Genomic DNA, 13858 nt, shown 5'->3' with positions numbered 1-13858 from the left:
TTCTCTTTAATTATATAGTTTCATGCAATATATCAAGTGGATTATCATCCAAAATAGATTCTTCAGTTTCATTTTTAGAAGCACTCACACTTAAAATCATTCCTAAGGCAAAACAAGTCATCCAAATAGATGTACCCCCACTACTGATTAACGGTAAAGTTTGCCCAGTTACCGGAAACAAATTTACTGCTACCGCCATATTAATCATAGCTTGAAATACAATAGGCAAACCGACACCTATTGTTAACAGTGTAGCAAAAATTGTGGTAGCTTTTCTTGCTGAAATAACAATTCGAAACAGCAATAAAAAATAAATAAATAGTACAAATACCGCCCCTACCAAACCATACTCTTCAACAATAATTGCATAAATAAAATCCGACGAAGATTGAGGCAAGAAATTCTTTTGAACGCTTTTACCAGGACCTTTACCTGTAACTCCCCCAGTTGCTATTGCTATTTTTGCCTTTTCAACCTGATAATTCTCCTCACTCTCTCCCGATAAAAATCCTGAAATCCTTTTCTCCCAAGTATGAATTCTGTTTGGCATTAAATCAGGAAAAGCCTTTGCTACCAGAATAAACAATCCTAATGCTACAATTCCAATCCCAACTACATTGGCAATATATTTGATCGGATACCCCCCAATAAAAGTCAATAAAATAATCATGAAAAACAAAATTGCCGTTGTTGAAAAGTTTGCAGGAAGAATTAATATCAATACTAACCCTACTGGCAGCCACAACTGAATCACACTCTCTTTAAAAACAATCTGCTTCTCTTTATTTTTTGCTAAATATCTAGCTACATAAACCAACAGCACCAAACCAGCTAATGTTGACGTTTGAAAACCTACTCCAACAAAGGGAATACGAATCCATCTACTGGCGTTTGCTCCTCCAATAGTATTGCCTTGCGCAATTGTAAAAATTAGTAACAATATAACAATTGGCAGCATTAATACTGAACCTCCACTAAAATATCTATATGGTATTTTATGAACTCCATATAAAATAACAAAGCCCATAATCAATAGAGCTACGTGCTTGATTAAGTGCCCTGTAGTAGAACCATTCCCAACTACATACACAAGATTTGTACTAGCACTATACACAGGCATAAAAGACAATATTGCCAACATAGCAACAATTGCCCAAATAGTACGATCTCCTTTGATATGTTTAAATATCGTTTTCAATGCTTACTATAAACTTCTTACTGCACTTTTAAATTGACGTCCACGATCTTCGTAATCATCAAACAAATCAAAACTTGCACAAGCTGGAGACAACAATACTACATCGTTTTTCTCTGCTAACTTATGTGATACTTTTACCGCTTCTTCTGCTCCAGCAGTTTCCACAATAACCTCTACCACATTCTGGAACGTATTTATGATTTTCTGATTATCTAAACCTAAACAAATAATTGCCTTTACTTTTTCTCGAACTAAAGGCAACAAATCACTATAATCATTTCCTTTATCAACTCCACCGACAATCCATACTGTTGGTTTATCCATGCATTCTAGTGCGTAAAATGTAGCATTTACATTTGTCGCTTTACTATCATTTATGTAAGACACTCCTTCCACTTTGAGTACTTTCTCCAAGCGATGCTCAGCTCCTTCAAAACTCGACATACTTTCAGTAATTGATTGATTTCTTACTTTCAACAATTTAGCCGCCAACATTGAAGCCATTGCGTTCTTTGTATTGTGTTTTCCTTTAACTGTTAAATAGGATGTATTCATTATATACTCTTCTTCGTTTAATCTTATTACTATATTATTCTCCCTAAAAAATGCTCCATAATTCAATTCTTTTTTCATTGAAAAAGGAACTAATTTTGATTTTACTGGATTAGCTTTTAACCAATTCGTTATTACTTTATCGTCTAAATCGTAAATGAAAAAATCATTTAAAGTTTGATTTTTTACTATTCTAAATTTTGAAGTGATATATTTATTAAAATCGTAATCATATCGATCTAAATGATCAGGTGTTATATTTGTAATCATTGCGATATGAGAATTAAAATCCTCAACACCATCCAACTGAAAACTACTTAACTCTAACACATAATTTTCGTAGGAATTCTGAGCAACTTGTTTAGCGAAACTTTCACCAATATTCCCACCAATTCCAACATTACAACCAGTGTTTTTTAATAAATGATAGGTAAGCAATGTTGTTGTTGTTTTCCCATTAGAACCAGTTATCCCGATAATATTTGCATTTGTATATCTTCCTGCAAATTCGATTTCGGAAATAACTGAAATCCCCTCTGATCGTAACTCTTGAATCACCGGTACTTTATCAGGAATACCTGGACTTTTCATTACAACATCTGCTTTAAAAATCACTTCTCGAGTGTGTTGTTTTTCTTCAAAATTTATATTATACTGTAAAAGAACTTCTTTGTATTCTTGACTTATTTCTCCGAAATCAGAAACAAAGACATCAAACCCCTGTTTCTTTCCTAAAATAGCAGTACCAACACCACTTTCTCCACCACCTAAAACGACTAACTTTTTCATTATCTCAATTTCAATGTAACTATAGAAAATACTGCCAATAAAATTCCTATAATCCAAAAACGAGTCACAATTTTACTTTCGTGATAGTTCAATTTCTGATAATGATGATGTAGAGGAGCCATTTTAAAAATTCTTTTTCCTTCACCATACTTCTTCTTGGTATATTTAAAATATCCAACTTGCAATATCACCGACAAATTCTCAATAACAAATATTCCTGCAAGCAACGGAAGTAATAATTCTTTTCTGGTTGCTATTGCAATTACAGCAATGATTCCACCAATTGTTAAACTACCTGTATCTCCCATAAACACCTGTGCCGGATATGTATTATACCATAAGAAACCAATCAAAGCTCCTGCAAAAGCCAATACAAAAACAGTCATTTCTCCAGAATTTGGGATATACATTACATCCAGATAATCTGCAAAAACTATATTACCCGAAACCCATGCAAATAAGGCCAAAACCAGCACCATAATTGCAGAAGAACCCGCAGCTAAGCCATCGATTCCATCAGTTAAATTGGCTCCGTTCGAAATTCCTGTTACTATAAAAATGACAATTGGAATAAAAATTAACCAAGCATACTTCTCGTATCCATCTCCTAAAAAGCTAAGAGCCTTAGCATAATCTAACTCGTTATCTTTTAGAAAAGGAACTGTTGTTTTTGTAGATTTATGAGCCTCTCCAAACACCTGCCTTTTGCCGTTTTCTTGAATTACCTGTTGTTCAATCGGTAGCTGCTCTTTAATAGTAACTGACGGACTGAAATACAACATTGCCCCCACAATTAATCCAAGACCAACTTGACCAATTACTTTAAAAACACCTTTTAATCCAGCTTTATCTTTCTTGAAAACTTTGATATAATCATCAGTAAAACCGATGAATCCCATCCAAACGCTAGTTATCAAAAGAATCGTTACATAAATGTTATCTAATCTTGCTAATAACAATGCGGGGATTAAAGTCGCAGCAATAATAATAATACCTCCCATTGTCGGTGTTCCTGCTTTCTGCATTTGACCATCTAATCCTAAATCTCGAATTGTTTCACCAACCTGCAGTCTTCTTAAATAATTAATAACGCGCTTACCAAAGATTGTAGATAATAACAACGACAGAATGAAAGCAGCTGCAGACCTGAATGTAATGAACTGAAAAACACTTGCCCCAGTTAAATTAAATTCACTTTCTAAATACTCAAATAAATAATACAACATCCTCTAAACGATTACTAATTAAAACACATTTTTATTTCCTCCAAATCATCAAAATAACGTCTTTCGCCATTCACTTCTTGATAATTTTCATGTCCTTTTCCAGCAACTAAAATTATATCACCAGGCTGAGCCAATTTATAAGCCGTTTTGATCGCCTGTTTTCTATCTACAATAGATAATGTCTTTTTATAATTTTCAGGAGAAACTCCTTTTTCCATTTCATCAATAATGACTTGAGGGTCCTCTGTCCTTGGATTGTCAGAAGTAAAAATCGCTTGACTACTTAACTGAGAAGCAATATGCGCCATCTTTGGCCTTTTCAATTTATCTCGATCACCACCACAACCCACAACAGTAATTACATTTTCGTTACCTGTTCTAATTCCATTAATCGTTTCCAAGACATTCTTAAGAGCATCTGGTGTGTGTGCATAATCAACAATTGCTGTAATCTTGTCTTCTGACACCACGTATTGAAATCTTCCACTTACACTATTCAACTCGCTAATTCCTCTTAAAATTTCAAGATTATCAACACCTAATAAATCGGCCACACCGTAAATAGCTAATACATTATAAGCATTGAAATTCCCAATCAACTTTGTCCATATTTCAACACCGTTTATAGTTAAGAGTGAACCAGAGAAACTCTTTTCTAAGATTTTGGCTTTATAATCCCCTAGCGTTTTTAAGGCATATGACAACCTTTTCGCCTTGGTGTTTTGAACCATTATACTTCCGTTTTTATCGTCAATATTCGTTAACGCAAAAGCATCTTTAGATAATTGATCAAAAAAACGTTTCTTCACATCTCGATACTCAGCAAAAGTTTGATGATAATCTAAATGATCATGAGAAAGATTCGTAAATACACCACCAACAAAATCTAATCCCATTATTCGATTTTGATGAATTCCGTGAGAACTTACTTCCATAAAACAATATTCAATACCATCCTTAACCATTTCAGCTAAACTCCTATTAATAGTTAAAGAATCAGGAGTAGTATGGGTTGCCTTAAACTCACGATCGTTAATCATTATCTTAATAGTTGACAGCAACCCGACTCCTTTCCCTAAGCTCATGAACAACTCATACAAAAGACTTGCAATTGTTGTTTTTCCATTGGTACCAGTGATCCCAATTAACTTTATTTTTTTTGATGGATTATTGTAGAAATTTGCAGACATCATCGCAAGAGCCTCGCTTGAATCAACAACTTCTACATAAGTAATACTAGATTCCTTATTTTCCGGAACTCTTTCACAAACAACAACTGAAACATTATATTTGATTGCTTTTTCGATAAAGTCATGACCATCAACAGTCACTCCTTTTAAAGCCACGAAAATATCTTTTGGAGACAACTTTCTGCTATCAAACTGAATAGAATTCACATGAACATTTGTATCTCCGAAAACGGCATTGACTGGCACCTTATATAATATGTCTTTTAAAACTTTCAATTACGATAATTTTAAATGTATTGTTGTTCCTTTTTTAACTTTCACACCTCTTTCAATTGATTGCTCTGTCACTTTTCCCATTCCTGAAAAACTAACTTTCAATCCCATATTTTCTAGCAATGAAATTGCATCCATACCACTCATACCAATAACTTTTGGCATTATGGTCTTATATTTACTTACAACCGCGAAATACTTGTTATAGTCTTTATCAATTGTTTTACTAACAATAGAATCTGTGACCATTTGTACACTTGAAGGTTTTGAGGTATAAATCTTATGAGCAATTTCCTTGAATACTGGTGCCGCTACTTTAGCCCCATAATAACCTTTCATAACATCTGGCTCATGAATAACCACAATACATGAATATTTCGGATTTTTAACAGGGAAGAATCCCACAAAAGACGCTACATACTTCCTATTAGAATAATAACCACCTTCATATTCACCGTTTTTATTCTTAGTTCTTGGGATGTATTTTTTGGCTGTACCCGTTTTACCTGCCATAGAAAAGTTAGGAGAATAAATTCCTTTTGCCGTTCCTTTCTTAACAGTATTTTCCATAACACGAACCACCTTATTAATTGTTGTTTGAGAAGCAATTCGTTTCCTTAAAATTTTCTTATCAAATTTTTTGACCGTTTTTCCAGCCACTCTTAGTTCCTTTACAAAACGAGGCTTAATCAACTCACCATTATTTGCAACAGCGTTATAAAACATTAAAGTCTGCAACGGCGTCAACGAAACACCATAACCCCACGCCATCCATTCCAAACTAATAGGGCTCCATGTTTTTTCTTGAACAGAAGGAATGTAAGGCTTTCCTTCACCCATTATGTTTACTCCAGTTTGCTGATCTAAACCAAACTGCTTCATTCGTTTTAAAAACTTTTTTGGATTACTATCATAATGTTTTTGAATCGCTTTCACAATTCCAACATTTGAAGAAACTTCAAATACTCGAGCTAATGATATTTTACCATAACCACCCTTATCACTATCTTCAACCTTTCTGTTATTAATGTAAATCTTTCCTTTTTCAGTATCAACAACAGTTGAAGTATCGATAACTTTATCTTCCAAACCAGCCATTAAACTTGCTAGCTTAAAAGTAGACCCTGGTTCATGACTCTCCCAAACCGCATAATTTCTTTTTTCGTAATATTTACCAGTAGAAGTTCTTCCTAAATTTGAAATAGCCTTAATTTCCCCTGTAGCAGTTTCCATTACAACAGCACAACCATGATCAGCTTCATAATATTCCATTTCCCTTAATAAAGCGTGATGCGTTATATCCTGAATATTTACATCAATAGTGGTAATAACATCCTTACCGTCTTCAGGCTCTTGCTCATTAACGTCATTAATTGGTTTCCATTGACCTTTTGCAATTTTTTGCTTCATTCTCCATCCGTTTTTACCCAGCATAAACTTAGAAAACGCTCCTTCTATTCCTGCACCACCACGATGATCATTATAACCAATAGTTCTTTCTGCTATCTTACCAATCGGATGCTCTCTTACAGTTTTTTGTTCAGCAATAAAACCCCCACGATAAACTCCCAACTTAAATATTGGGAAACTCTTCATTCGCATATAATCGTTATACCCAATATTTCTTGCTATTAACAAGTACCTATTTCGAACTCTCTTCGCTTCCCTTAACTTTTTTTCGTAGTAACTTGAAGTCCTACCAAGCATTTTAGCAAGCTCTTTAGTTAAACCTGCAATATTTTCTTCGAAAACATTATCATCAACAGAAACCACATCCATTCTAATTGTATAACTAGAAATTGATGTTGCTAGTAAATTTCCGTCTGCAGCATACACATTTCCTTTATTAGCAAAAATGGTATCATTTTTAATCGTAGATTCTAACGCTTTTTTCTTATACTTATCTCCGTCTAAATATTGCAACTCAAAAACCTTGAAACCAACAACAAGCAGAAAAAGCGACATAACAGTCGCTACTATATAGAGTTTATTTAATATGTTTTTCTTAATTGCTGACAATAATCTATTCTTTAATTATCACTTTAATTTTTTGTGGCGGATCTTCTGCTGGACTTAAACCATTCGTTTTTACTTTTAATCGAATTGCACTTTCCAATTTCATACGCATCAAAATCGTACTTGTATCTACATACTCAGCCCTCAACTCTCTCTTCACCTCATTTAATTCAGCAATCTTTACCGCTTTCTCGTCAGCAGAATGAGAACTCCAAATCATTACCAATAACAAAACCACCACAAAGAAAATCACACGCCAGTTTTTCGCCGCAGATTCATCCGTTAGAAAACTACCTCTTAACAAATCATATATACCTCCAGAACTTGGACTCATACTATTTTAATGTTGCAATCCTCAATTTTGCACTTCGTGCTCTATTGTTTACTTTAATCTCATCTTGAGTAGGAACAATTAATTTCCCAATCTTCTTCATCGGCTCATTCGTATTACCATAAAAATCTTTTTCTGGTTCACCTTGAAATCTTCCCGTTCTAATAAACCTCTTCACTAATCTATCTTCTAATGAATGATATGAGATAACACTCAGTCTGCCCTCCTCATTTAACAACTCAGGAATCTGAATTAAGAATTCTTTTAACACTTCCAACTCCTCATTCACCTCAATCCTAATCGCCTGATAAATTTGAGCCAATATTTTATGTTCCTTTGCTTTCGGCAAAAATCTTTTCAAAACCTCTTTCAACTCAAAACTCGTATCGATACTTTTTTCTGACCTTGAGTTCACAATTTGTTTCGCAATCACTCGCGCATTTCTCAATTCCCCGTACAAATACAAAATATCCGCCAAATGCCCCTCCTCATACTCATTAATTACAACTTTTGCTGACAATCCTGAAGACTGATTCATTCGCATATCCAACTCACCATCGAAACGAGTAGAAAAACCTCTTTTAGCTTCATCAAATTGATAAGACGAAACACCCAAATCCGCCAAAACACCATCAACTTTTTGAACACCGTGAAATCGTAAAAACCTCTTGATATACCTAAAATTCTCACTGATTAATACAAAACGATCATCTTGCATTGTATTTTGCAAAGCATCAGCGTCTTGATCGAAAGCAAACAGCCTACCATTTTCCCCCAAACGACTTAGTATTTCTTTTGAATGACCTCCACCTCCGAATGTCACATCAACATAAACACCATCTTCCTTTATATTAAGCGCATCAACACTCTCTTCTAGTAAAACCGACTTATGATAACTACTCATCAATTTCTATATTTCCCATTACTTCCTCAGCTAATTCTGCAAAACCTGAAGCCGTATCTTCAATTACACTTTCATACTTCTTCTTATCCCAAATCTCAATAATATTTACAGCACTTGACAAAACAACTTGTTTTTCAATTCCCGCAAACACGCATAAATCTTTTGGTATCAAAACCCTCCCTGTAGAATCCATCTCTAACACCTTAACACCAGCAGTAAACCTTCTAATAAAATCATTATTCTTTTTAACGAAACGATTTAACTTATTTATTTTCGCCATCATTTCATTCCACTCCTGCATTGGGTACAACTCAAGACATGGCTGAAAAACTGAACGTTTTACAACAAAACCTTCATCTAAAACAGAACTTAGCTGCTTCTTTAACGAAGAAGCAACCATAAGCCTTCCTTTGGCGTCAGCTTTACACTCGTATGTTCCAATTAAATTTACCATTTTAGGACAAGCAATATCCAAAAATATAAATTTTTTACCACATTTTACCACATTTTACCACATTGTTAATAAGTTTCTACTTTGAACCAAAAAAACTGGTTATCTGATGTTTAAATAGCCACAAAAACCATAATTGAAAAGAAATTGATAGGTATCAAAAAAAGAATTACTTTTGCTCTGAGCCAAATCTTAGCGAATGACAGATTTTTTAAAGAGAGAAGATAAGTTTACCTATGCTGAAGCTGGAGAAGGAAAAGCGATTATTGTTCTTCATGGATTGATGGGTGCTTTGAGTAATTTTGACGCTACATTCAATCATTTTTCGAAAAAAGGATACAAAGTTTTAATTCCTGAATTACCACTTTACAGTCTACCTATACTGAAAACCAATGTTAAAAATTTAGCAAGATTCCTACATGACTTCATTGAATTTAAAAAATTAAAAGATGTTGTCTTATTAGGTAACTCTTTAGGTGGCCATATCGCTTTATACTATATCAAACATTATCCGCAAGACGTAACTGCACTTGTTCTAACTGGAAGTTCTGGTTTATATGAAAACTCTATGGGTAACAACTACCCAAGACGAGGAGATAAAGAATTTGTACGCACAAAAACTCAAGAAGTTTTTTATGATAAATCAATTGCTACAGACGAATTAGTTGATCAAGTATACGATGTAATTAATGACCGAAACACTTTAGTGAAAACTTTAGCGATTGCTAAAAGTGCGGTTCGTCACAACATGGCTAACGATTTACCGAACATGAATCAACCTACCTGTATTATTTGGGGGAAACAAGATACTGTTACTCCACCAGAAGTAGCTGAAGACTTCCATAAATTACTACCAGATAGTGATTTGTTTTGGGTAGAAAAATGCGGACATGCCGCAATGATGGAACATCCCGAAGAGTTCAATGAAATTCTTGAAAAATGGTTCACAAAACGAAATCTTTAATTTTTTTAGATTTACAACAACAATAATGAAGATTAAATCTGCTGAATTTGTAATGAGCAATAGTAACGTTATTAATGCTCCGAAAGACCATATTCCTGAATATGCTTTTATTGGAAGATCGAACGTTGGCAAATCTTCATTAATTAACATGTTAATGGAACGAAAGAAGCTTGCGAAAACTTCTGGGACTCCAGGAAAAACACAGTTAATTAATCACTTTAAAATAAATAACGAATGGTTTTTAGTAGACTTACCCGGATATGGGTACGCCAAAGTCTCTAAAAAGAAAAGAACTATTTTTCAATACTTCATCGAGAATTACTTTAAAGAACGAGAACAATTGGTTTGTGCTTTTGTATTAGTTGATTCTAGACATGATCCGCAGAAAATTGATTTGGAGTTCATGAGATTTCTAGGTGAGAATCAAATTCCCTTCGCGATTATTTTCACCAAAGCAGATAAATTACCTAGCTCTAAATTGAACAAACAAATAACTTCATATAAAAGAAAATTACTCGTTCATTGGGAAAGTTTACCTGTTAACTTTTTAACTTCTTCTACTTCAAAACTTGGAAGAGATGAGGTTTTAAACTTCATTGCTAGTGTGAATAAGGATGTTGCAGATGATTTTAAATAAATCGATATGCATTCTAATAAAGACAACCTATTAGTTCTTCACGAGGACAATCATATTATTATAATTAATAAAAGAGCTGGTGATATTGTACAAAGTGACAAAACTGGAGACAAACCCCTTAATGATGTAGTAAAAGAATATATCAAAGAAAAATACAATAAACCAGGAAATGTCTTTTTAGGTACGGTTCACAGACTTGATCGTCCGACATCAGGAATTGTTATTTTTGCTAGAACTTCAAAAGCACTTGAGAGGTTAAACAAAATGCTTCGAGAGAAAAGCATAAAAAAAACATACTTTGCAGTAGTTAAAGACAAACTTAAAAGGAGAGAAAATACATTAATAAACTTTCTTAAGAAAAACCCAAAAAACAACAAATCTAAAGCTTTCCCAAAGGAAATCAATGGAAGTAAAAAAGCTATTCTTCATTATAAAGTTATCAAAGAACTTACTAATTACAGTCTTTTAGAAATTGACTTAGAAACAGGAAGACATCATCAAATTAGATGTCAACTTTCCAATATAGGTCATCCTATTAAAGGAGATTTAAAATACGGATTTGCTCGTAGTAATAAAAATGGAAGTATTCATTTACACGCTCGAAAAATTTCATTCACTCATCCAGTAAACAAAAAACTTATTGAGGTAACCGCACCACTTCCAAAAAATGATCCAATTTGGGATGCATGCAACTAAATTCGTATATTTAGTACATTAAATCCTTTATTAATGAAAGCCTTAAAATATTTACTTGTTTTCACCATTCCGTTAACAGTTTATTTATCATTTACTTCAACAGGATGGTTAACATTTCTTCCTTTAATTTATGTTTTCGGAATCGTACCTTTATCTGATATACTATTGAAAGTTAACGCTGAAAACTTTGATAAGGAACAAGAAGATATTGAAAAAAACAATAAATTATACACCTATATATTGTACCTAACTCTTCCTGTACAAGTCGGTTTTTTGGTTTGGTTTCTTTTTATTGTTAATGAAACCACAACAACGCTAGAGTTAATTGGAAGAATATCGTCGATGGGAATTATGTGTGGAGTAATTGGTATTAATGTAGGTCATGAGCTTGGTCACAGAAATAATAGATTTGAAGAATTAATAGGTGAAATTTTACTAATGACTTCTTTGGAGACTCATTTCTTACCATATCATAACGCAGGACACCATTTTAACGTTGCAACACCAGAAGATGCCGCCACTGCAAGAAAAAACGAACCTCTTTATATATTTTGGATTCGATCTCAATTTATGAGTTACATTGAAGCATGGAAATTGGAGAATAAAAGGATGTTAAACTCGGAACGATCTTGGTTTCATCATCAAAATAGAATGTTAATTTACACTATCTGCCATTTTATTCTATTGGCAAGCATTTTTTATTTCTTTGGAATACTTACAACAATCTATTTTTTAATGACAGCAATTTTCGGAATTCTACTTTTAGAAACGGTCAACTACATTGAGCATTATGGATTACTAAGAACTAAAAATAAATTTGGAAGATACGAACGAGTTAAACATACTCATTCATGGAATTCAAATCACGTTATCGGAAAATTAGTTTTATTCAACTTATCTCGCCATTCGGATCATCATTACAACGGAAGTAAACATTATCAAATATTAAAATCATTACCTCAAAGTCCGCAAATGCCTACAGGTTACCCAGGAATGATGTTATTATCCCTTTTTCCTCCGATTTGGTTTAAAATAATGAATAAAAAACTTCAAGAAATTTAATTCATGACAATTCCACAAATTCTTGAGAAGCAAAGAACATTTTTTGCAACTCAACAAACAAAAGATATTTCCTACCGAAAGAAAAGTTTACAAAAATTACTGAAAGAAATTATCCGTAGAGAACGAGATATTTTAAAAGCACTACATGATGATTTTAGAAAATCTGAATACGAAGGTGTCATGACAGAAACTAGTATCGTAATTTCTGAAGTTAAGACAATGATTAAGAATGTTTCTTCCTGGGCAACACCAAAACGAGTTATGCCTGCTTTATTAAACTTTCCATCTTCTGCAAAAATATACTCAGAACCATACGGAACTACATTAATTATTGCTCCATGGAATTACCCATATCAACTAGCATTTTCTCCTTTAGCAGGTGCTATTGCCGCTGGTAATACTGTTGTTTTAAAACCATCTGAATTAACTCCAAATACTAGCACAATCTGTAAAGAGATTATAGAAAGAGTCTTTGACCCAAATCATGTAACGGTGGTAGAAGGTGGAATTCCAGAATCACAAGAATTACTAGCACAACGTTGGGATTACATTTTCTTTACTGGTAGTGTCCCTGTAGGAAGAATTGTAGCCAAAGCTGCTGCAGAATATCTAACACCAGTAACATTGGAGCTCGGCGGGAAAAGTCCTTGTATCATAGATGATTCAGCAAATATTAAACTAGCCGCAAAAAGAATCGTTTGGGGTAAATTTATCAACGGAGGTCAAACCTGCATCGCTCCAGACTATTTGCTGATTCATAAAAGAAATAAAGACGAATTCGTTAAAGCTTTTACTGAAGAAATCATCAAAGCTTATGGAGAAAATCCAGAAACATCAGATGACTTCCCGCGTATTGTAAATTCGAGAAATTTTGATCGTTTACATAAAATGTTGGAAAATGAATCTTTTCTAGCTGGTGGAAAAACCAATAGAGACCAATATTATATTTCTCCAACACTTTTAGATGAACCCAGCTTAGAAAGTGAAGTAATGAAAGGGGAAATATTTGGACCAATATTACCGTTGATTTCTTATGAAAAAGAAAAAGATTTACATTCGATAATTTCTAAATACGATAAACCTCTTGCTTTTTACGTATTTACAAATAAAAAATCTTTTGCAAAAAAACTCATTAAACAATATTCATTTGGAGGTGGAACCATAAATGATACAACTGTACATTTCGCTAATCATAATTTACCTTTCGGTGGGGTTGGTGAAAGTGGAATTGGTGGGTATCATGGTAAACATACTTTCGATACTTTTTCTCACAAAAAGGGAGTTGTTATAAGAGGTAATTGGCTCGATATACCAACACGTTACGCTCCTTATAAAGGTAAATTAAAACAATTAAGAACCTTAATGAAGTTAGGATAGAAATTATATAAGTGAAAAGAAACTACATTTGAAGCAATCAACTACGGAGAATCAATAAGAAATGATACTTTAATATAATTGATTTTAATATTATAAAAAAAGTTATTTCGACCAAGATCTAATCACTCACAATATCAGCAATGTTAATTGTGATAATTTTACAATTTCTATCTCGCAGAAAGAAATTAATAA

Annotated in this window: 13 protein-coding genes; 5 read left to right on the top strand and 8 right to left on the bottom strand. The window is 33.3% G+C overall.

The genetic code is table 11. The features are described from left to right. Nucleotides 1-10: 10 nt before the first annotated feature. Genes BTO06_RS02275 through mraZ form a run of 8 tightly spaced genes read right to left on the bottom strand, consistent with a single transcriptional unit; the run spans nt 11 to nt 8933 of the window. A complete protein-coding gene (locus tag BTO06_RS02275) occupies nt 11-1198 on the bottom strand; it encodes an FtsW/RodA/SpoVE family cell cycle protein (protein WP_100923777.1) in 1188 nt (395 codons plus the stop codon). A 6-nt stretch (nt 1199-1204) separates the two neighbouring features. After that, nucleotides 1205-2539 (bottom strand): UDP-N-acetylmuramoyl-L-alanine--D-glutamate ligase, encoded by a 1335-nt coding sequence (gene murD, locus BTO06_RS02270; protein WP_100923776.1) that lies wholly within the window; start codon nt 2537-2539, stop codon nt 1205-1207. Further along, nucleotides 2539-3765, bottom strand: a complete 1227-nt coding sequence (mraY, locus tag BTO06_RS02265) for a phospho-N-acetylmuramoyl-pentapeptide-transferase (protein ID WP_100923775.1) — start codon at nt 3763-3765, stop codon at nt 2539-2541. The genes murD and mraY overlap by 1 nt, the downstream gene beginning before the upstream one ends. Nucleotides 3766-3779: 14 nt before the next feature. Beyond that, the gene (locus BTO06_RS02260) at nt 3780-5231 is read right to left on the bottom strand and encodes a UDP-N-acetylmuramoyl-L-alanyl-D-glutamate--2,6-diaminopimelate ligase (protein ID WP_100923774.1); all 1452 of its coding nucleotides are present in this window, start codon (nt 5229-5231) and stop codon (nt 3780-3782) included. Next, nucleotides 5232-7193, bottom strand: coding sequence for a penicillin-binding protein (locus tag BTO06_RS02255; protein WP_100923773.1), 1962 nt, complete (start codon nt 7191-7193; stop codon nt 5232-5234). Nucleotides 7194-7251: 58 nt separating this feature from the next. Further along, on the bottom strand, nt 7252-7578 hold the full coding sequence (locus BTO06_RS02250) for an FtsL-like putative cell division protein (RefSeq protein WP_100923772.1): 327 nt from the start codon (nt 7576-7578) through the stop codon (nt 7252-7254). A gap of 1 nt (nt 7579) precedes the next feature. Further along, on the bottom strand, nt 7580-8479 hold the full coding sequence (gene rsmH / locus BTO06_RS02245) for a 16S rRNA (cytosine(1402)-N(4))-methyltransferase RsmH (protein ID WP_100923771.1): 900 nt from the start codon (nt 8477-8479) through the stop codon (nt 7580-7582). Next, nucleotides 8472-8933, bottom strand: coding sequence for a division/cell wall cluster transcriptional repressor MraZ (mraZ, locus tag BTO06_RS02240; RefSeq protein WP_100923770.1), 462 nt, complete (start codon nt 8931-8933; stop codon nt 8472-8474). The genes rsmH and mraZ overlap by 8 nt, the downstream gene beginning before the upstream one ends. A gap of 196 nt (nt 8934-9129) precedes the next feature. Here mraZ and BTO06_RS02235 point away from each other — a divergent pair, with 196 nt between their 5' ends. Genes BTO06_RS02235 through BTO06_RS02215 form a run of 5 tightly spaced genes read left to right on the top strand, consistent with a single transcriptional unit; the run spans nt 9130 to nt 13666 of the window. Then, nucleotides 9130-9894 carry an alpha/beta fold hydrolase gene (locus BTO06_RS02235; protein ID WP_100923769.1) on the top strand — a complete coding sequence of 255 codons (765 nt, stop codon included), beginning with the start codon at nt 9130-9132 and terminating at the stop codon, nt 9892-9894. 25 nt (nt 9895-9919) lie between these two features. Next, nucleotides 9920-10531, top strand: coding sequence for a ribosome biogenesis GTP-binding protein YihA/YsxC (gene yihA, locus BTO06_RS02230; protein ID WP_100923768.1), 612 nt, complete (start codon nt 9920-9922; stop codon nt 10529-10531). Between the two features lie 6 nt (nt 10532-10537). After that, entirely contained in the window at nt 10538-11227 is a 690-nt protein-coding gene (locus BTO06_RS02225; RefSeq protein WP_100923767.1) for an RluA family pseudouridine synthase, read from the top strand. A gap of 33 nt (nt 11228-11260) precedes the next feature. Further along, nucleotides 11261-12289 carry an alkane 1-monooxygenase gene (locus BTO06_RS02220; protein WP_100923766.1) on the top strand — a complete coding sequence of 343 codons (1029 nt, stop codon included), beginning with the start codon at nt 11261-11263 and terminating at the stop codon, nt 12287-12289. Between the two features lie 3 nt (nt 12290-12292). Next, nucleotides 12293-13666, top strand: coding sequence for an aldehyde dehydrogenase (locus BTO06_RS02215; protein WP_100923765.1), 1374 nt, complete (start codon nt 12293-12295; stop codon nt 13664-13666). The last annotated feature ends 192 nt before the right edge of the window (nt 13667-13858 follow it).

Origin of the sequence: Tenacibaculum sp. SZ-18, assembly GCF_002813915.1 — a bacterium.
Taxonomy (GTDB): domain Bacteria; phylum Bacteroidota; class Bacteroidia; order Flavobacteriales; family Flavobacteriaceae; genus Polaribacter.
The sequence above is the reverse complement of the archived record's forward strand: the minus strand, read 5'-3'. Positions and strand labels throughout refer to the sequence as shown.